Origin of the sequence: Butyrivibrio sp. NC2002 (assembly GCF_000702265.1) — a bacterium.
Taxonomy (GTDB): Bacteria; Bacillota; Clostridia; order Lachnospirales; family Lachnospiraceae; genus Butyrivibrio.
The window spans coordinates 101,328-120,457 of record NZ_KL370880.1 but is presented as its reverse complement, the minus strand read 5'-3'; the positions used below and the strand labels follow the sequence as shown (position 1 = coordinate 120,457).

The following is a 19,130-nucleotide window of genomic DNA, read 5'->3' as shown; positions in this document are numbered from 1 at the left end:
TTTTACGTACAAAGATAGTTAACCTTTTTTTGGCTTCCATTCTTTCATGGCTGCTTTTCCTTCAGGTGTTACGGGCTTTATCCATTTGCCCCTGAACAGATGAACCTGCATGAGTACATATCTTATAGGCTCATCCACATAGCAGCATGCAAACACAAGGAGTGTAGGAAGCTTTAATATCATACCGCCTGTCCACACCAAAGGAATAAGCATTATCCACATAAATGCGATTTCAAGTATCGTTCCATAAGCCGCATCGCCTGCTGCTCTGAAGGTATCGTTCTGTGTCCAGTTGCCCATTCTGATAAAAGCAGCAACTGCATAGATGCACAGAAATCCGAATGCAATCCTGAAGCTTTCGCCGCTCATGCCCATCACAGTAAGAATAGGTGTATGGAAGATCACTAGAATAAGCACAACCATGCCGATCACGCCCTGGCAGAGATATACAAGTCTCCAGGCTCTTCTATAAGCTGTATCTATGTTGCCGGAGCCGACTTCTTTTCCAACAAGTACGGATGCAGCATTGGAAAATCCCGCAAAGAATCCTATAACAAGTCCCTCAAGTGTCCTGAAAACCGCAACTGCCGCAATAGCTTCCTCGGGCTGTCTTCCAAGCACTATGTTTATTACCATGTTTCCAAGGCCTATCAGTACTTCGTTTAAGATTATCGGCATGCACTTTTTAATATATGAACCCGCAAATTTCCTGCTTATCTTGAAATGGTCCTTTATTGCAAGAAGATATGGATGTCCGTTTTTTACTCCGAGAAATGTTATAATGGCAACGCTCACAAACTGCGCAATGACCGTTGCAATAGCAGCGCCGCGAACTCCAAGCGGCTTAAAACCAAGATGTCCAAATATCAGTACCCAGTTAAGGAAAATGTTGGTAACAACTGCTGCCACAGATCCGTAAAGCGGGATCCTAACCCTCTCGGTACACCTAAGGAGCGCAGCCATAGCCATCGACAAAACCATGAGAGGATATCCAAATCCCACGATTTTTAGATAGGAAATGCCTATCTGTCTTATAGATTCCTTATCTGTATACAGGCTCATCACAAGATTGGGGAAACATGTCGCCATCACAGCAAAAAACAGCGCAACAGCCATCATACAAGACAAAGTAAGTCCGTATGCTCTGTTAATTCCCTTATCGTCTCTTGCTCCCCAATACTGTGATATGAAGAGCATTCCTCCTCCGACAAATCCCCAATAACCGCTGAACATCAGTGATGAAAATTGCGCGCAAAGTCCAACCGCACCTACTTCAGTCTGTCCTATAGATGCGATCATCATGGTATCCACCATGGAACCTGTTGTTGTAAGAAGGTTCTGAAGTGCCACAGGCACTGCGATTATCGCCACCTTCCTTAAAAAATCTGCCCAGTCAAATCTTTTTGTTGCCATAACCCCTACCTAATTTATGAATAAGTCAGTAAATAAAGATTCCTGTTTTTCTGAGGAAAAAACAAAAAACAAAAGCCTAAACAATATCCGCTACCTGTATGCGAGCCACCTCGATAAGATCAGAAGGACTAAGCTCTATCTGGAATCCTACCTTGCCTGCACTCACATATATTTTGTCGAAATCCATTGCTGTCTCATGTATAAATGTCGGAAACTGCTTCTTCATTCCAATGGGAGAGCATCCCCCGTGAACATAGCCCGTAAGTGGAAGGAGCTCCTTTTGCTTTATCATACTAACCGCCTTTTCGCCTGCTGCCTTTGCAGCTTTCTTAAGATCAAGCTCTTCCTTAACAGGAACCACGAATACATAGTACGCACCGCTCTTAGCCTGCGTAACCAGTGTCTTAAATACCTTGTCAGGATTCTCCGAGAGCGCCTCGGCTATCTCCTCTCCGGACATAGTTGCATCCTGAGTATACGCGTGGCTCTCATAACTTATCTTTTTGCCATCAAGCACACGCATTACATTTGTCTTTTCTTCTTTTTTCATAATAAATCCTCAAATATTCTGAATTGGCAGACCAGATTCCTCGCCATGCTAGACCTGGTCCCGCACGGTTTCTTTTTTTCTTAGAAAAAGCAAAAACCTATGCTTTCTCTATCTTAGCACAAGTTTCCGAAAGTTTTGAGTATATATGAGATAGAATTTGAGGTTAGGAATTTTGAGTTTTCGGCGCCAACGTTGCGGAGCGGCAAAAGCCACAAGTTGCCACGAAATCACAGGGACTTGGGGCTTTTGAGGAATTCGCAGATGCGGTGACTGAACGAATTCTCCTAGTAGCAAGGTCGAAAAGCCACAAGTACATAGGAAAATGAACAGACTTGTTGCTTTTGCGCTTTCCGCACAAACGTCCTGGAGAGCGAAAAGCCACAAGTTGCCACTAAATCACGGGGACTTGGGGCTTTTGAGGAATTCGCAGATGCGATGACTGAACGAATTCTCCTAGTAGCAAGGTCGAAAAGCCACAAGTATATAGAAAAACAGCTATACTTGTTGCTTTTGCGCTTTCGGCGCAAACGTCCTGGAGGGCGAAAAGCCACAAGTTGCCACTAAATCACGGGGACTTGGGGCTTTTGAGAAATTCGGAGATGCGGTGACTGAACGAATTCTTCCTCTGACAAGGGTGAAAAGCCCCAAGTATATAGGAAAATGGACAGACTTGTTGCTTTTGCGCTTTCGGCACAAACGTCCTAGAGAGAGAAAAGCCACAAGTTGCCACTAAATCACGGGGACTTGGGGCTTTTGAGAAATTCGGAGATGCGATGACTGACCGAATTCTGAATTAAGGGGAGTTTAAATCATTATTCCTTCCTGATGAGCTGTCTTATCTTGTCCCAGTCAGGTGTTCTGGTATAGTTGCCGTTTGGGAACTCGGCGTTCTTATTCCAAGGGCGATCGAATACCATAACTTTAAGGTCCGGCATATGATCAAAGTACTTGAAGGCAAGGGGCGAGTCCTCTATTGCATAGTCAAACTTCATTTTGTAGTAATCTTCAAGTTCTAAGCTAAACTCGCTGTCTTTAAGGAAAAAGTCCCTGCCATACTTGTTAAGGCAGTAGAGCTGCGCTCTATCAAGGCCATGCTCATCAAGCCATTTTCGTGATGCTCCGTAAGCTACGGCAGGTCTTCCGGTTATTACGAATACTTCGTGACCTTCATCAATAAATTCATTTAAAACTCTGGATGCTCCCGGGGTTTCGTCATAGGACAAAAGCACTTCATCCGTGTGTCCTTCTGCCATGAGCTTTTGGTACTCATCATCTGTAAGCCCAAAAGACTCCTGCAAATTAAAGGAATGCATCTCCTCATAAGGAACATCCTTCTGAAAAAATCTCGCTGCTATCTTAGTAAATGCTTTCGCTGTTTCGCACAGGCAATCATCGAAATCCACATATATTTTCATACTAAAATCTGACCTCATTAATCAATTAAAAAACTGTATCTTCTCTGTGATTATAGGTCATTTTCGAAAATATTGACAGTATAAAAGGAAAAGATTTCACCATCCTCTTCATAGTACACAGTTCCATAACTGACATCTTCGCCATCAAGCTCAGGTGATTCCACTTCTTTATACGGAAGTGAGGATATTATCTGCAACAATTCTTCAGGATTTTTTACAATTCCTGTCTGCATCGTTTGATCTCCAAAGGCACTGTCAAGCCTGTATACCATCAGAAACTCATCATCTTTATTTACAAGAAAATTCACGTTTTCCGAAGCATATCCTTTGTATGCGTGATATGCTACAAAGTTGTCAATTGTCAGGCTATCCGGAAGATGATCGGACCAAGAAGTCTTCGAATCCAGTTCCTTTTTGATTTTCCATATAGGGGTAGTTTCATCTTCCATGTATTCAATATCAACTGAGCTTATATCCACTTTTATTTCCTCACTAGTATTTTTTTCTTTTGATTCTTCCAAAGAAGATTCACTGTTTTCTTCATCTGATTCCGTAAAATCTGTATCGCTTTCTTCATCTGATACTACGGAATCTGTATTGTTTTCTCCATCTGATAATCCGGCGTCATTCGCTGAAAGTTCTCCGTCTTCCGCAGATGTTACCTGCTCTGATATTTCCTGCTGCCTTCTTTGCTCCTTATCTTTAGGCAAAGATGCGCATCCTGATATAAGTGCTGCAAATATACTTAATGCAATTATTCCCTTTGTAAATTTTTTAATAATCATATTCTATTACCATATACGTTTCATTATCGTCCATTTCAGACATTTCAAGATAGTATTCCCTTCCCCATGAAGAAACTATGATCTTGCCATCATCAGTCACACCGGTAACCATCATACAATGAGCACCAATCGGACCATATTCTGAGCCATCCATATTATAAAGCATTTCTTCATCTGTGCCGTTAGGTCCATCAGGGTGCGCTCCTATCAAAACGTACTTTCCATTCCTTGTATACTTCTCAATATCTTCCGGTGTCATTTTAACATTTTGTGTCGAAGTCGCTGTTATATTCTTATCTTTTAAATAGTTATTGAGAATATCCATTCTTGATTCCGGACCAGTCCCTTGCGGATATCCATCTTTCCCTATATTTATACCATCTCTGTACGCAGTAGTATACATTTCGATGAATAATCTTTCATGATTAACGTTTCCGTTTTCATCATAGTAAGGAAAACCAAAAATCTTCTCAAACTCATCTTCTTTTCCGGCAAATTCCTGAAAGATCGAATTACACATTGCAACATATCCGCATCCTTTTTGTGTTGCATAATCAAGCATAGCTTTTGCTTCTTCTTCAGTCAATCCAGGGTATATTTTCTTGATCCATTCATAAGCTTCTTTAAATTCAGCATCGTTCCCGGCTATTTCCCTGACTCTTCCCTGATCTCCACCATACTCTCCATCCTCTCTGAATACATCTGATTCAACCATAGAGGTGTTTCTTTCCTTTAAAAGACGGCTGATCTCTTTAGCATATTTGGATTGTTTTGTTGTATTACCTGTTAAGCGCGCCTCTGTTTCAAGATATGTATTAGCTATAAGTTCGAGATCTATCCCATATCTATTTACGAGATTCGCCTCTTTATGCAAAGCTCTTGCAAGTATATCAAGCACCAACTTCACCTGAAAGATATACAGACAATTGGAGAGACTAAGATGCATGTCATTTTTTACTTCCAATACTTCTCTTTCTTTTTGCCACAAGTGTTCCGAATCAGCATCCAGCTGCTTGGCATTATTTAGTACCTGCTTTGTATCAATGTAAAATTGTTTTCCCATTCCTCTATTCCTTTCGGATATGATTTTTAATTGCCTAAAATCTCTTTACTCCGCTTTGTATTGTAACTGATTTATGCTCCGATTTAACTTTTCTGCGACGAAATGCTCGAATTACAGGATGAAATGCATTTTGTTGGACATATGTTGGACAGTGCCTGCTAATATATCCCTTAGTAAAAGAAAAAGCGTTAAAAATTTATGCAAAACCCCAATTAATGAAAAAAGTAAAATTTGTGAGGAGAAACTAATGAAAAACAGAATATTGAAAATGTCCCTATCGATCACTACCATAGCAGCTCTGTCAGTAGCTATGCTTTCAGGCTGCGCAAGTAGCAAAGTGGCAGAAACAGTGCCGGAAACAGAAAATGCAGAAGCAGCAACTGATACCACGGATCAAGAGGTGCTTCCGGAGGCACCTTACTTCGTGAAAGGTGTATACAGCTGCTACAATGCCGCAGATGAAAATCCCGAGAAGACCTTCTTTTATGTTTTTTATGACGAAACATCAGGTCGTTACGAAAATGCCGTAGACGGCATGGGACTGCCATTTACCTGCGAGCAGAAGGATGGAAAAGTTATCCTTACTCTTGGCGGTGAAGGCGAAGAACCCAAAGACGTTCTGGAAGTATCATCGGTTGAAAACGGCATCGTAAAGGCAAGCTATGAAGAAAGCGACAGCGTTCTTGTATTTGAGCCTATACCGGATGCCGATCCCGACAACTTTGATTCGGCTGACTACATGGTACTTCCCAGCGAGTCGGAATGAAGTAAATCAAGGCTATTGGAAAAATTTCTCTTTTTTGCTTTGTTGGTATGACTATTTTGTTGTTTTTCTCATACCAAATTAGTTCTTAAACCTGATATTTTCCAAAACAAGGTTCGAAAGAGCATGAAAACAGCCTGAAAATCATACCAATCGTAAGATATGTCTTTGCTATTTCCAAAAAGAGGATATTGTATCCTTTAAGAATATAATTCTGAAATCATGCGTTGATGCTGCTACTTTTATAAATGTACGTAAAAAAAATCAGGGAGCCGATTGGCTCCCTGACCTACAAAATCATATCAAATTATTTCTTGCTGAGTGTTCTATAAATGTCTACATAATCTGTATCGTATACTTTTGTAAGCTTATCCTGATAGATAATCAAAATTCTTGTAGATGAAACATTGCCTACAGATGAATTTTCATAAATACCCTTATAGTCCTTACCATCCACTGTTCTATCATAGAATGTTTTAGAATAATTGCTTAAATAAGGCTCGCTTCCAAGCTTAATCTTCTTGCCATTTTTCACCTTAGTATAGACTTCGGTCTTTTTTTCGCTTTCACTAATACCATCAATAGTATCAAGGCAGTCACCATCACCATTCAAATCAAGCCTAACAGTCTTTGTACTTCTTTCGATATCACCATCTTCGTTAACTACCTTGTCTTCATATCCCGGATCTGTAATCACATAAATATTCTTAAGTGCATATCCCTTATTCATTGTAACCTTGAGCTTACCAGACTTCTTATTGAAATATGTGTCTGACTTAGCATTTTCTAAAACATTGGCATAAATTTCTTTTCCTGCAAACTTTACAGATTTAACACCTGTATCTCCTACAGTTACCTTAATCTTCTTTGTTGCAACTTTATTTCCATTGGCATCATTAATCTGATACTGAATAACCGCATTACCAGCTTTTTTACCATAAATTCTAAACTGTACTGCGCCATAATCCTTAAGTTCATCTGCAGCAGTAGCATCAGCTGTCTTCTTTATTCTCTCTCCTGTCGCAGGATCTATAATATAGTATGTGCCTGCATCATTTGCATCTTCATACCATACATTTGTATTCTTGGTATATCCAGCCACCTTCACTGTAGCAACATCTTTACCACTCTTAATCTTTACTTTACTAACAGATACCTGTCCATAGCTAAAAGGAACATCTATATAGTTATATCTACCAGTCTGAACTTTAACCTTTTTATAGTTGTAATATGTATTAGCAAAATCACTTGATCCACTAGTTAACTTATAACTATATTCTTCTTCTGTAACTCTGGTATATGAAGCAGATTTACCTGTTTCCTTAGATGTCGCAGTGTATGATCCATCTGCATTACGGTTGTAATCAGTCATCTTAGCATTTGCTGTTACAGGTGAAACGAGCGCAAATGAAAGTGCAAGAGCGAGTGCAGATGCGCCGAACTTAGAAAATTTACTCATAAAGTCTTTCCTCCATAATAAATGATTTTTTGTGAACACTTTGTGTCCCGTGACAAGTTTCATTTTAACTCCGCCATATTAAAAGTCAATACGTTTTTTATCATTTTTCTGACATTTCCAACTTGTTTAATTAAGTTTATAAATAGTTTATAATTTCGTACAAAGAGCAAAACGCAGATGCCATCGCGCCTTATGGCATCTGTGTTTACGGTAATTGTGTCCATTATGCAAACCGTAGTTTATCAATTATTAATGATTATATTTTTTGTATAAACCCTATTAGATTATGATTGCATTGTCTGATAGTTTCGGTAATTGTCAATTATATTCTGTAATGTGTTTATATTTTATTAATAAATAGCGCTCCAATAGGTTCTATCCCCATTTCATGCAATGATCCTATAATACTAATACATCGTTTCTTAAATAACCGGACCAAATTCCTGCCTGCTTACTCTAATTTAAAAATCAGGGAGCCAACCGGCTCCCTGACATAAATCCATTGCAGTTTATTTCTTTCCAAGTACTCTAAAAATATCTACAGTTTTATAATCATATTTCTTTGTTAGCTTATCCTGATAGATAATTAATATTTGTGTATTTGAGAGACCATTAACTAATAAAGACTCTGCAGATGACTGATATTCTTTACCATCTAATTCATTAGTAGATGTTTCTTTAAGATAAGCACTTTCCGAAGGCTGGCTTCCAAGCTTAATCTTCTTGCCATTTTTTACCTTGGTATAGATTTTATTATTATCTTCCTTTTCCTCAATACCATCAATAGTATCAAGGCAGTCACCATCGCCGTTAAGATCAAGCCTTACAGTTTTCGGCCTTCTGTGTTTGTAATTACCCTCAGTTACATCTTCATATCCAGGGTCAGTAATTACATATATTCTCTTAAGGGCATACCCCTTATTCATTGTAACCTTAAGCTTACCCGACTTCTTGCTGAAGTATGTATTGGCCTTGTGGTAAACTAAAGCGTCAGCATATATTTCTTTCCCGGCAAATTTAACAGACTTAACCCCTGTATCTCCTACAGAGATTTTCATCTTCCTTATTGCAACTTTATTTCCGTTTACATCATTTACCTGATACTGAATGACAGCATCTCCTATTTTTTTACCATATATCCTGAATTTTACTATGCCATAATTCTTAAGCTTTTCATCAACCGTTGCATCAGCTACTTTCTTGATCCTCTTACCGGTTGCAGGATCAACGATATACCTTGTGCCTGCTTCATTTACTTCATCACAACGAACATTTATATATTTCTCATAACCGGCTACCTTAACCGCTACGATATCTTTTCCGCTCTTTATCTTTACCTTACTTACAGATACCTGTCCATAAGAAAGCGGTACTTTTAAAAAATTATACTCACCGACCTGTACTCGTTCTTTCTTATGGTTGTAATAGGTTTCTTCAAAATCACTGGCTCCGCTGATAAGCTCATCATCATACTCATCATCACCCTTGGACCATGTAGTTGTCTTACCTGTTTCCTTGGATGTCTTCGTATATGTATCACCACTATTTTTATTAACATCGGTCATAGCGCTGACAGTAACAGGTGAAACGAGTGCAATTGAAAGTACAAGAGCGAGCGCAGATGCACCTAGCCTAGAAAATTTACTCATAAACCATCCCTCCATCTTTAGATAAAATGAACACTTTGTGCTCCGTGACAATTTAATTTTTTATCGTTACAACAATGGAAGTCAACGCAGTTTATAGTAATTTTCTGACATTTTCTATATGTTTAATCAAGTTTTATGAAATTTTTTTAAACCCTGCTGCCGTCTCAGATCTTTGATGCTCGCTCAAGGGCATCGTCTATATGAGCGCAGAAGTTCTCTTTTCCTACCTTATCAACAAAGCCGCCCTTTTCCATAGTACGCATAGGCTGCTCGTTTACGTGAGAGAAGATAACCTTAATGCCCTTCTTGGTGCAGTCATCGTAGAGCATCTCGAGAGATCTCATAGCTGTTGCATCAAGTGCGGGTACGCTACGCATTCTGATAACAAGGCACTTGGTGAATTCCTTGGTTGTAATTCCGCTTAAAGCATCCGCATCGCCGAAGAACATGGGACCTGTGATCTCGTATACTCTTACATGCTTGGGAACAACGCGGTATTCGATGCTGTCAGGGTCGTTCTCCTCAGGATCGATATAAGTCCAGCTCTTTACTGATGATTCTTCGCTCATTCTCTTCATAAAGAGAACGCATGCGATAACCATGCCAACTTCAATCGCAATTACGAGATCAAATATAACTGTGAGAACGAAGGTTGTAACAAGTACGATGATGTCGCTCTTAGGTGCAGTCTTGCAGAGGCGGGCGAATACCTTGTACTGGCACATATTGTAGGCAACCTGGAAAAGAATCGCCGCAATAGTAGGCATGGGGATGAGTGCTGCATAAGGCATGAGCACAACCATAATAAGCATAAGTGTTATTGAGTGTACAATTCCCGCAATGGGAGTTCTTCCGCCGTTTTTAATATTGGCTGCTGTTCTTGCGATAGCGCCTGTTGCAGGGATACCGCCGAACAAAACAGAACCGATGTTACCAAGGCCCTGAGCTATGAGCTCCATGTTTGATCTGTGTCTTGATCCTATCATTCCGTCAGCAACAACTGCTGATAAGAGTGATTCGATCGCAGCAAGGATTGCAATCGTGAATCCGTTTGAAAATGATGCTCTTACAAGTGACCATGAAAAAGCGGGTGTATGGAACTTAGGAAGGCCTCCGTTTATTGTATAGAGGTCGCCTATTGTATTTACCTTAAGTCCAAGTCCCTTAACAAGGGCAATTCCTACAAGAACCGCAATAAGAGAAGCGGGGATCTTGTCCACGAACTTAGGCCAGATGATAAGTACTGCAAGGCAGACAAGACCAACTATAACTGCCTGTATGTTTATAGTACCTATGTTTTTGATGATTGCACTTACCTTCTCCATTGTCTCAATTGTGACTGTTCCCTTGGGATAGGTAAGTCCGAGGAAATCCTTGATCTGACCGATAAGGATCGTAACAGCGATACCTGCGGTAAATCCTGTAGTTATTGTATATGGGATAAATTTGATAAGGCTTCCGAGTCTGAAAACACCCATCAGTATGAGAAGTATGCCTGCTATGATGGTTGCCATCATAAGTCCTTCCATACCGTTTGTAGCTACAATGCCTGCAACAATTGTGGCAAATGCGGCTGTGGGGCCTGCTATCTGAACTCTGCTGCCTCCAAGAAACGAAATGATAAAGCCCGCAACGATCGCAGTATAGAGACCTTCTTCCGGTCCTACGCCAGACGCAAGGGCAAGCGCGATTGACAACGGCAATGCTATGATAGCGACAATAATACCTGCAATCACATCAGTAGTGAACTGTTTTACCGAATATTTCTTAATAACGGAAAACAGCATTGGTTTGATTTTTTCCTTTTCCATAATCTCCTCCGAAAAAATAAATAAAAAATATATCAATGGAATCTGTAGAGTGTCCACATATCCTTCTGATAAACCTCCTCATATTCTGTGACATTGAGATTGCTGTATAAGAGATTCTCTATCACAGCATCCTTGTTGTCATTGTCAGCTATATAAGCACAAAAAGATTCACAGGAAGCAAATTCGCCTCCTACGATTTCTTCCGTATTTGCCTCATTTACATAAAAGGCTTCTGGAAATACAAGTATTTCATCCGTAAGTCTCCAGATATTGTCGGGAGTCTGGTCATTATAGGCAATAACAAGCTTATCATCATTGGAGAGGCAGCTTTCTACGTATGCCATATGCTCCTTCTCCTCCGGATACAAAAAGAGAACATGCTTATATGTGATAAGTCCTCTTGCACACACAACAGAAAATATTATAGCAGTTATTGCAAGCGGCAGGCTTATTCCTTTTACAAATCTGTTTCCGACAATGACTCTTGCGCCTATTCTTGTAAAGTAGACGAGAATAAGAATGATTATAGGATAAACCGGCATCTCATATCTGTTAGAAGTATTTCCAAGAAGGAGCGCGGTCTTGGCAACTATAAAAAAGTAGCAAAAAGTCGTAAAGACCAAAAGCCTTATCTGGAATACAACTTTTCTGTCTCTTTCCTTTTTTACCTTGGGGAAGATCCTTATTCCCAAAACAGCCAGGGCAAAGAGTATAAGGAATAATAATCCAAGATCTGAGAGCAGATATTCATTAACAAGTCCTATAAAGAACCCGAATCTGTCCAGAATATTGGCCGCATCTGAAAAAGCTGCCTGAGCCTCTTTTCCTCTGTAGCCTCTGAAAATATGTGAAAGAGAAGCAGGATAAACAAAAACAGCAAGCATGAGGGAAATGCCGCATGCAAGAACATACATCGCTGCAGACTTTATCGCTATTTTAAATCCTATTTTCTCAAAATATTCTTCGCTGTTTCCATCGCCATCAGTTACCTTCTTGCGCGGAACTATCGTAAGCATCCACATGCAGAAGGAGAAGCCTATCATAGTCATGAAGATCAGGTAGTAATACTGCGTCATAAAGCCGAAGAAATTGACAAGGGCTATTGAGATCAGGTATTTTCTGTAGATCTTATGATTATATTTTCCATCATCCTTTAATTTCCTGTCGCAGAGCCTTAGCTTAATGATTGCAATAAGCCTCACATGAAGAAGGCTTGATGCTATGACAAAAACCGTCATCCACATGTACATTCTGATGAACATCACGCCGGATATCGTCATAGGATTAAAGCCAAATGCTATCAGCACGATAGCGCGCAGCGGCTTATCCATTCCTATTGCTTTGGCAAGCTCATAGAGAAGCACATAGCACAGGATAAAAGCTAGCATATTTACGCCGATCCCGATCCATTTTGAAAAGACTCCTGGAAACAGCGAGCAAGCCGTGTGCAGGATGTCATAAAAGAGCGGCGGGTGAACGTCCCAGGACTGAACAAGGGATATCAGCCTGTAATTAAATCTCTCTCCGGGCAAAACCACAAATTCGTTTTTTATGGTCTCACTGCTCTGCCATTCCCTGTCCGGGTAGTAGAGGCCAAGACTTCTGTTTGATGAAAAATACGAGTAGTACTCATCCTCATGGAAGCCTGCCTTCTGATATCCGAAGAAGATAATGACAATAAGCTCCAGAACAAGGATAAGTGCAAGTATTAAATTGTAAGCATTAATCTTTTTATTCATATATCAAAGACCTCGCAGCCTTGCATGCACCGTTCTTACGAATTTGGGCGCGGTGGCAAGGAGCTGTAAATATATCCTGTTCTTTTTGGTAAGATAGGGATTTTTCCTTATATCCTTTTTGTGATGTCTAAGGAACTCTACGACATCCTTTTTATAATATCTGTTGTCGCTCTTCATCTGACTTATCGGTATGTGGAGTAAATAATCAAGTCTCTGGATAAGGCAGAACCTGACAGCTATATCGTGAAGGTCGGGATATTTCTCGTCAACAAGGTTTAGCGCGACATCAGAGTTTCGCACTATATCATTAAAAACAGGAGGGAAATACTCCTTGTCCTCCTTTTTCTTCCTGCTGTTACTTCCAAGTCTGTAGAATACGTGATAGTACTGACCGGGCAAAATAACTAGTTTATCCACATCTGAGATCATTTTGATCATCAGATAAAAATCTTCATTAAGTTCATTTTCCGGAAATCTGCCATAGTCCTTCTTAAAGAGTTCTGCCTTTGTTATCCTGGTGCAAAAAGAGGCATCCCCTGTATGAAGAAGGAGCGTTTTTAAATGTTCTTTACCTGATATGACAGTTATTTTTTCGGGAGGGATGCACACATCAGGAAGCTTTTGTCCGTTTTCATCTATCTCGTCGCGGGAAGCCTGTACCATGGGAGCATCAAACATCATAGCGGCTTTCATAAGTTCCTCATACATATGGGGATCCACGTAATCGTCGCTGTCGACAAATCCTATATAATCACCAGTCGCTTTTGATAAACCGTAGTTTCTGGCTGAGCTGCTTCCGCCGTTTTCCTTGTGAAGGACGGTGACATTCCTTTTGTCCCTGGCATATTCTTTTGCCTTATCAAAAGTGTTATCTGTACTTCCGTCATCAACGACTATTATTTCAAGAAGTTCCTTGGGATAGGTCTGCGAGCAGACAGATTCAAGGCATCTGACTATCAGATCCTCTATGTTGTAAGCGGGTATAATGATGCTTATTTTCAAGTTATACTTGTTACTACTCAAGATGATTGTCCTCCGAGAGGCTTCGCAAAAAGCCCGCAGGTCTTAAAACTTCTGCCCTGCTAAGTGGTCCGTCCAATGGAAAGTCATATCCCTTTTCAGAGCCGTTATTAAGTACATATTCGCAAAAAGAGATCAGTCTTTTTGCTGCTATATTTGCATTCCATTTATCGCGGATTGTTTCATAGGCATTTAACTGAAGGTGTCTTATTTTCTCAGGATCCGTGCACAGACTGTATAAGGCATCCGTAAGATCACTTAAAGAGCAGTTATCAAAGGTCATGCCGTTTTCATTTTCTCTTATCAAAAAAGGAACTGCTCCCGCTTCGCTAGATGCAACAACTGCGCAGAGGCTGTTCATGGCTTCGTTTACAACAGCGCCCCAGCCTTCAAGGTAGTTACTTGAAAAGACCATGATATGGCTCATCTCCATGACCTTCCTTACTTCAGAAGGCGGAAGTGCTCCATGCATTATGACATTCTCGTATAGGCCGCTGTCTGCAATCAGCTTCTCAAGTTCAGATCTTCTGTTTCCATCCCCAACTATGTGAAGGCAGAAATCTATACCTTTTTCTTTAAGTGTTTTTGCTGCTTTTACCACAAACTCCGGGTGCTTTAATCTGATAAGTCTTCCTGCAAAGCAGATATTTATTTTTTCGCCGTCTCTGTAGAGCATGCTATCTATCTGCTGCTCTGAATATTCTGTAAATGGCGGGAAGTATCCCCACTTATACATTTTATGAGGATATGCGCCTATTGCCTTAAAGTCGCCTGACACATAGGCTCCGGCACATAGAAGATGTACGTTTTCTTTTCTAAATCTTATGTGCTCATCATATTTTGCCATGAGGCCTCTTGGAGAAAACATCTTCCATCTGCCCTCGCGATATATTCTCTCGCTTATTCTGATGGATGGCTTTTTCTGCATGAGGCGTTTTCTTGTTTCGATATAGGCGGGGGAATTTTTATCATCCCCTATCCAGCCAAGGAGCATTATATCGGACTTTCTTATAAGGCGCTTTGAAAGCTCCTCTTCCTCATAGATTCTGTGGACATAGGGGAGCTTTTCACTATTCCATCCCATCTTAATGCGCTCTTCGTCCATGGGACTTACTTCCACAAAGGAAAAATCCCCGCCAAGAATCCTTGCCATTTCGTTGCAAAATGGCATCTGGTGGTGGTTTATGTAGTTAGAAACAAATACTACTTTCATTTATCTATCTCTTTATATATTTCAAGAAGTCTCTCAAAGTTGGTATTGCCATCGTGGACAAGGAGTGCTCTCTTTTTGGCATTATCTCCGTAGACCGCCGCAATAACGGGCTCTCTGAATATCTGTATTATTGCTTTTGCAAGTTCCTCGGGATTGCCTGCTTCAAACATAAGTCCGTCGACATTTTTTTCAAACATACTGGGGATGCCGCCTGCATCAGAAGCAACAACGGGAACACCAAGAAGCATTGCTTCTGCAAGTGAATTTGGTGAGTTTTCAAGTATTGAAGGGCACACAAATACATTGCTTTTTAGAAGCTGTTCCTTCATCTGCTCTGCAGATAATTTACCAAGCATGATGACCTTTGAGCCGAGACGATATTTCCTTATCAGCTTTTTAAGGTATTTGCCGTAGGCTGATATTCTTATGGCAAGGGGGTATCTGCTTTTACCCGATGCCTTTTTTTGTTCGTCAGGAATTGTTACTGTTTTTCTTTTTATCCTGCCTATTATGCTGTTTCCTGCAACATAGAGCTTGGTGTCAGGGAATTCCTTTAATATCTCAGGCATAGCCATGAGCATAAAATGCATTCCCTTTAATGGATAGTCTCCCTGTGATAAAAAGATGCTGTGAGGAACGGTATTTACCGATCTCCATGCGTCCTTATAAAAAGTGCTGCGCATGGTCTCATTCATCTTGTGATAGGTGGCATCAGGGTTTATCCTCTCTGTCACCTCTTTGTCAAAATCTGTTCGCCCTGTGATATGGCCTGATAGTTTGATCACTTTTATTTCATTCTCTCCGCGAAGGACGTATTTTTCCTGCTGCTGAATAAGAGAGTCATTTTTGTACTTATCCCTGAATGTCCTTGCTTCCTGAACTTGTTTCGGAATGCCCGCCATATATACCTTGGCTATTTCAGAGCATACACCCTGGATTCCAACAAGTGTCCTTTCAGGGTTATTAAATGCTTTGACTGCAGCAAGGCAGTGAGGGAACTCTGTTCCAAACACATGCAAAATATCAGGTTTAAAGTCGCCTATTATCGCTCTAAACCTGTCCTCTAATTTTTCATCATATATCTCAGGGGTATTGGTGTTTTCCGAGAAGAGGTAGAATTTTACTCCATCAAGGCATACGGGTTCATCTCCCATATCGTTACCCGGAAAGCATATTCCGAGTTCTATATTATTATTTTTTCTGCCGAGGGCAATTCTCTCATAGGCGCCCGAAAGCCAGCCTTCTCTGTCAGACCAGGGAAGGCCCTTTTCTTTGGCAAATGCCGGCAGCATTATATTACAAACCCACAAAACTTTCATACTATTCACACATTCTACTTCTTAGTGCTTTACTTTTTATTTCTGTATAAAGCGCTCTTGATCTTATTATATACTCCCGCAGTTTTTGGATTCTGCGCTATCTTCGTGCGAAGAGGCGCAAGTGTAAGCATCCTTACAAGGTCAAACTTCTGTATCTGAGATCTGGACAGATAGAGGTGGATGATCTGCTGCCTCTCGGTCTCTGATACTTTCCTGTTTTCCACAGTCTCTGAAAATCCGCCGCCCTCATAATCAGCTATGAGAAGCCCTGTGTATACAGTCCTTGCGCGTTCAACATAGAAGCACCTGAGGAAATGCTCATAATCTGCACGAACTTTCCATACAGTGTCAAAAGGATATCTGTACATCAGTCTCTCGTCATAGAAGCACGCCTGATGCGAAGGTACATTTCTGTAGCAGGCAAAGTCGTTTATCTTAGGTATAGAGGAAACCCTCTGCCCTGTCACCATCTCGAATATATCTCCATAATAGATTGCAGGAAGCATTATTCCCTTGTCAGCAGTCTCCTGTTCTATCGCGTCGTGAACTCTAAGAAGTACGTTATTATCTGAAAAGATATCGCCGCAGTTAAGGAAATATACGTATCCCGGCCTCTGAGAGGTTGACACAAGTTTTCTGCTTAAGTCAGCTTCCTCATCAGCTATTCCAAGCTCTGACAAGGTTTTTTCTTTCAGTATCCTGACAGCGCTGTTCATTGCATCATAGATTCCAAGGTCTTTTTCCCTGACTATGGTGCACTTATCTGCAGACTTATCACCTATTTTGGTGCCAAACATTGCCTCCGCCTTTTCAAGGGAACCGTCAGTTGATCCACCGTCCTTGATTATTACGCGGTAGTTAGGAAATGTTTGCGATTTTATGCTGTTTAATGTTTTTATCAAATCGTCCCCTGCGTTATAGGAAACGACGATTATGTTGAAAAATGGTCTCATATTATTCACCTGTCAGCCAAATCCTCTTTCAGAGAGGGTTGCGGGCATTTCGTGGAACAAAAATGTTTCGTATGGAAGTATCCTTATTCCGTCGTTGCCTGCACTTCTCATGTACATTATAAAGTATCCTACGCATGCAATCATAAGAAAGATTTTTACCGCACCATACAGCCTTGCCTTTTTAGTGTTTTTGGAAGCATCAAGGTCAAGTATCATCTCCGGTATATAGATTATCTGCGTCACAGTAAGGTAGTAGCAGATTCTTGATACCGTCGGGATAAATGATCCAAATGTATAAAACGCAAGCGCCATGAGGTTTGCATAAAAATAAAAACTCTTTTTATCAGTATCAACCACAGTTTTGCCATATACGAAAAATGCAAAAAGCAAAACGGCTATGCACCTTATTATGCTGACCTTGCTGGTTCCGCCCGTAAGATATTCCGTTCCTGCATAAGACGGATAGAGCATAATAAGTATCTTAAGATACATATCTCTAAAAAAAAGGCACGAAAGGCATACTCCAAGTGCTATGCCAAGCATCCATCTCTTCCACTTAAGCTTTGCAAGGGGATAGAGGATAAGTACCACCAAAAGCGACTTATGAAAAAGCGCTCCTACAAGGACAAGCAGCACAAATCTTGGATAATCTCTTTTAAAAAAGAATGTCATAGCATAAAGAGCAATTCCAAGCGCGAGGTAATATCTGACTGTTGATAGCGACTGGAAGTAATATCCAAGCAGCATAAACATCATAAAGGATGTCACAAAGTCGGGCGATAGCTCATATATGCCTATCATAAAAAACAAGATGGTAAAAAATGAAAATATGGCAAATACCAGCACGTAGTTTTCAAATCCCGATATCCTGTAAATAACCTTTGTAAGGATGTTGAACCCGGGCTCTGTGGGCACGACTGCATTGGAATAGGTTCTATGCATGAACTCCACATATTTGCTGTAGTCATTTCCCACATTAAGGCGAAGGGCTGATACTCCCACAAGCAGTACGAAAATAAACAAAAGGACTATCTTTTCTCTGTACTGTCCTCTTCTTGTGCCTCTGTATATTAAATTGTATCTGTCGATGTCGGTCGCAGGCAGCGATGTTTTTCCCTGCACAAATAAAGAAAGGATGAACGTCGCCACCGTCAGTGTAAGATACACTACCATAGGTTTTTACCTTTCTTTTATTCCTTTTCGTAATAAGGAAAAGGCTCTGTCAAAAGGAATATCTTTACACATGGTTTTTCTGTTTTTAAATAAAAATCTAAAGCCCATCACTGCAGCAAGTCTTCCGTAGAGATACTTGTAGAGGACTCCTCTGTCGTAAAAGAACTTATCTGTATATCCTTCAAACCATGTTGATGGTCTTAATGATACTTCATGGCCTATAGAAATAGGGCTCTTATAAATCCTTAGCTTTTTTTCAAGGCAGTCATGTAAAAAGAGCGAATCCTCTCCGTTACTGTATTTTGCACCGCCTCCAAATAATAGAGAAAATGTTACTCCGCTCTTGTGAAGGCTCTCTCTTCTTGCAACTATCGCGTAGGCAGGATATCTTCCGTAGTTTAGCCTGGTTACTCTGCCAAACTCATTATTGTGATAGGTCTCTCTCCCCGGAGCTGCCTGTACATTAAACATTATGATGTCGGCTTCCGGATTGTATGCCATCTCTTGCTCAACAAGTCTTGAATAGCCATCATCAAGAACTATATCTTCGTCGCAAAACTGCACATACTCATGGTCTGCTCTAAGAAGAGCCAGATTCCTTGAAAGTCCGACGCCTTTTTCATCACAGTCAAATGCCCTTACCATGTACTTATCTGCGGAATTCTCTTTACTGTATTCAAATTCCTTATAGTCATAGTGACCCGACTGGTTGATTATTATGGCATCGGTTTCTATATTCATTTTTTGGGGCAAAAGCTCTGTATTTTGATTTACAGAAGCCACAAGCAGTTGAATTTGAGTCATA

General features: G+C 40.5%; 16 protein-coding genes. 1 reads left to right on the top strand and 15 read right to left on the bottom strand.

Going from position 1 to position 19,130, the window contains the following annotated elements; genetic code table 11:
* Positions 1-18: 18 nt before the first annotated feature.
* The 5 genes from T543_RS07740 to T543_RS07720 all read right to left on the bottom strand — a co-directional run bounded on the left by T543_RS07740 (position 19) and on the right by T543_RS07720 (position 5,226).
* A complete protein-coding gene (locus T543_RS07740; protein WP_035767399.1) occupies positions 19-1,413 on the bottom strand; it encodes an MATE family efflux transporter in 1,395 nt (464 codons plus the stop codon).
* 76 nt (positions 1,414-1,489) lie between these two features.
* Positions 1,490-1,963: a Cys-tRNA(Pro) deacylase gene (ybaK, locus tag T543_RS07735; RefSeq protein WP_197023947.1), complete on the bottom strand. Its 474-nt coding sequence runs from the start codon at positions 1,961-1,963 to the stop codon at positions 1,490-1,492.
* A gap of 812 nt (positions 1,964-2,775) precedes the next feature.
* On the bottom strand, positions 2,776-3,378 hold the full coding sequence (locus T543_RS07730; protein WP_035767396.1) for a 5' nucleotidase, NT5C type: 603 nt from the start codon (positions 3,376-3,378) through the stop codon (positions 2,776-2,778).
* 50 nt (positions 3,379-3,428) lie between these two features.
* Positions 3,429-4,088, bottom strand: coding sequence for a hypothetical protein (locus T543_RS07725; RefSeq protein WP_155843209.1), 660 nt, complete (start codon positions 4,086-4,088; stop codon positions 3,429-3,431).
* Between the two features lie 64 nt (positions 4,089-4,152).
* Complete coding sequence (locus T543_RS07720; protein ID WP_035767393.1) at positions 4,153-5,226, bottom strand: hypothetical protein; 1,074 nt, start codon at positions 5,224-5,226, stop codon at positions 4,153-4,155.
* A 247-nt stretch (positions 5,227-5,473) separates the two neighbouring features.
* On the opposite strand from T543_RS07720, the gene T543_RS07715 reads away from it, so the two are divergent.
* On the top strand, positions 5,474-5,992 hold the full coding sequence (locus T543_RS07715; protein WP_035767391.1) for a hypothetical protein: 519 nt from the start codon (positions 5,474-5,476) through the stop codon (positions 5,990-5,992).
* 304 nt (positions 5,993-6,296) lie between these two features.
* On the opposite strand, the gene T543_RS07710 is transcribed toward T543_RS07715, so the two are convergent.
* The 10 genes from T543_RS07710 to T543_RS07665 all read right to left on the bottom strand — a co-directional run bounded on the left by T543_RS07710 (position 6,297) and on the right by T543_RS07665 (position 19,129).
* Positions 6,297-7,448, bottom strand: coding sequence for a hypothetical protein (locus T543_RS07710; RefSeq protein ID WP_035767389.1), 1,152 nt, complete (start codon positions 7,446-7,448; stop codon positions 6,297-6,299).
* A gap of 509 nt (positions 7,449-7,957) precedes the next feature.
* Positions 7,958-9,097, bottom strand: a complete 1,140-nt coding sequence (locus T543_RS07705) for a hypothetical protein (RefSeq protein WP_035767388.1) — start codon at positions 9,095-9,097, stop codon at positions 7,958-7,960.
* A 164-nt stretch (positions 9,098-9,261) separates the two neighbouring features.
* Complete coding sequence (locus tag T543_RS07700) at positions 9,262-10,908, bottom strand: SulP family inorganic anion transporter (RefSeq protein ID WP_035767386.1); 1,647 nt, start codon at positions 10,906-10,908, stop codon at positions 9,262-9,264.
* A gap of 32 nt (positions 10,909-10,940) precedes the next feature.
* Positions 10,941-12,647 (bottom strand): hypothetical protein, encoded by a 1,707-nt coding sequence (locus T543_RS07695; RefSeq protein WP_035767383.1) that lies wholly within the window; start codon positions 12,645-12,647, stop codon positions 10,941-10,943.
* Between the two features lie 3 nt (positions 12,648-12,650).
* Positions 12,651-13,670: a glycosyltransferase family 2 protein gene (locus T543_RS07690; RefSeq protein ID WP_035767382.1), complete on the bottom strand. Its 1,020-nt coding sequence runs from the start codon at positions 13,668-13,670 to the stop codon at positions 12,651-12,653.
* Entirely contained in the window at positions 13,663-14,880 is a 1,218-nt protein-coding gene (locus tag T543_RS07685) for a glycosyltransferase family 4 protein (protein WP_035767380.1), read from the bottom strand. The genes T543_RS07690 and T543_RS07685 overlap by 8 nt, the downstream gene beginning before the upstream one ends.
* Positions 14,877-16,199, bottom strand: coding sequence for a glycosyltransferase family 4 protein (locus tag T543_RS07680; protein WP_035767378.1), 1,323 nt, complete (start codon positions 16,197-16,199; stop codon positions 14,877-14,879). The genes T543_RS07685 and T543_RS07680 overlap by 4 nt, the downstream gene beginning before the upstream one ends.
* A 29-nt stretch (positions 16,200-16,228) precedes the next feature.
* A complete protein-coding gene (locus tag T543_RS07675; protein WP_035767377.1) occupies positions 16,229-17,152 on the bottom strand; it encodes a glycosyltransferase in 924 nt (307 codons plus the stop codon).
* Between the two features lie 12 nt (positions 17,153-17,164).
* Positions 17,165-18,325 carry an EpsG family protein gene (locus T543_RS07670; protein WP_035767376.1) on the bottom strand — a complete coding sequence of 387 codons (1,161 nt, stop codon included), beginning with the start codon at positions 18,323-18,325 and terminating at the stop codon, positions 17,165-17,167.
* A 6-nt stretch (positions 18,326-18,331) separates the two neighbouring features.
* Positions 18,332-19,129 (bottom strand): glycosyltransferase family A protein, encoded by a 798-nt coding sequence (locus T543_RS07665; protein WP_035767375.1) that lies wholly within the window; start codon positions 19,127-19,129, stop codon positions 18,332-18,334.
* Position 19,130: the final 1 nt, after the last annotated feature.

Coding starts and splice junctions, on each gene's coding strand:
- T543_RS07715 (WP_035767391.1), top strand. CDS start 5,474: ATGAAAAACAGAATATTGAAAATGTCCCTATCGATCACTACCATAGCA.
- T543_RS07670 (WP_035767376.1), bottom strand. CDS start 18,325: ATGGTAGTGTATCTTACACTGACGGTGGCGACGTTCATCCTTTCTTTA.
- T543_RS07720 (WP_035767393.1), bottom strand. CDS start 5,226: ATGGGAAAACAATTTTACATTGATACAAAGCAGGTACTAAATAATGCC.
- T543_RS07680 (WP_035767378.1), bottom strand. CDS start 16,199: ATGAAAGTTTTGTGGGTTTGTAATATAATGCTGCCGGCATTTGCCAAA.
- T543_RS07685 (WP_035767380.1), bottom strand. CDS start 14,880: ATGAAAGTAGTATTTGTTTCTAACTACATAAACCACCACCAGATGCCA.
- T543_RS07710 (WP_035767389.1), bottom strand. CDS start 7,448: ATGAGTAAATTTTCTAAGTTCGGCGCATCTGCACTCGCTCTTGCACTT.
- T543_RS07700 (WP_035767386.1), bottom strand. CDS start 10,908: ATGGAAAAGGAAAAAATCAAACCAATGCTGTTTTCCGTTATTAAGAAA.
- T543_RS07740 (WP_035767399.1), bottom strand. CDS start 1,413: ATGGCAACAAAAAGATTTGACTGGGCAGATTTTTTAAGGAAGGTGGCG.
- T543_RS07665 (WP_035767375.1), bottom strand. CDS start 19,129: ATGACTCAAATTCAACTGCTTGTGGCTTCTGTAAATCAAAATACAGAG.
- ybaK (WP_197023947.1), bottom strand. CDS start 1,963: ATGAAAAAAGAAGAAAAGACAAATGTAATGCGTGTGCTTGATGGCAAA.
- T543_RS07705 (WP_035767388.1), bottom strand. CDS start 9,097: ATGAGTAAATTTTCTAGGCTAGGTGCATCTGCGCTCGCTCTTGTACTT.
- T543_RS07695 (WP_035767383.1), bottom strand. CDS start 12,647: ATGAATAAAAAGATTAATGCTTACAATTTAATACTTGCACTTATCCTT.
- T543_RS07730 (WP_035767396.1), bottom strand. CDS start 3,378: ATGAAAATATATGTGGATTTCGATGATTGCCTGTGCGAAACAGCGAAA.
- T543_RS07675 (WP_035767377.1), bottom strand. CDS start 17,152: ATGAGACCATTTTTCAACATAATCGTCGTTTCCTATAACGCAGGGGAC.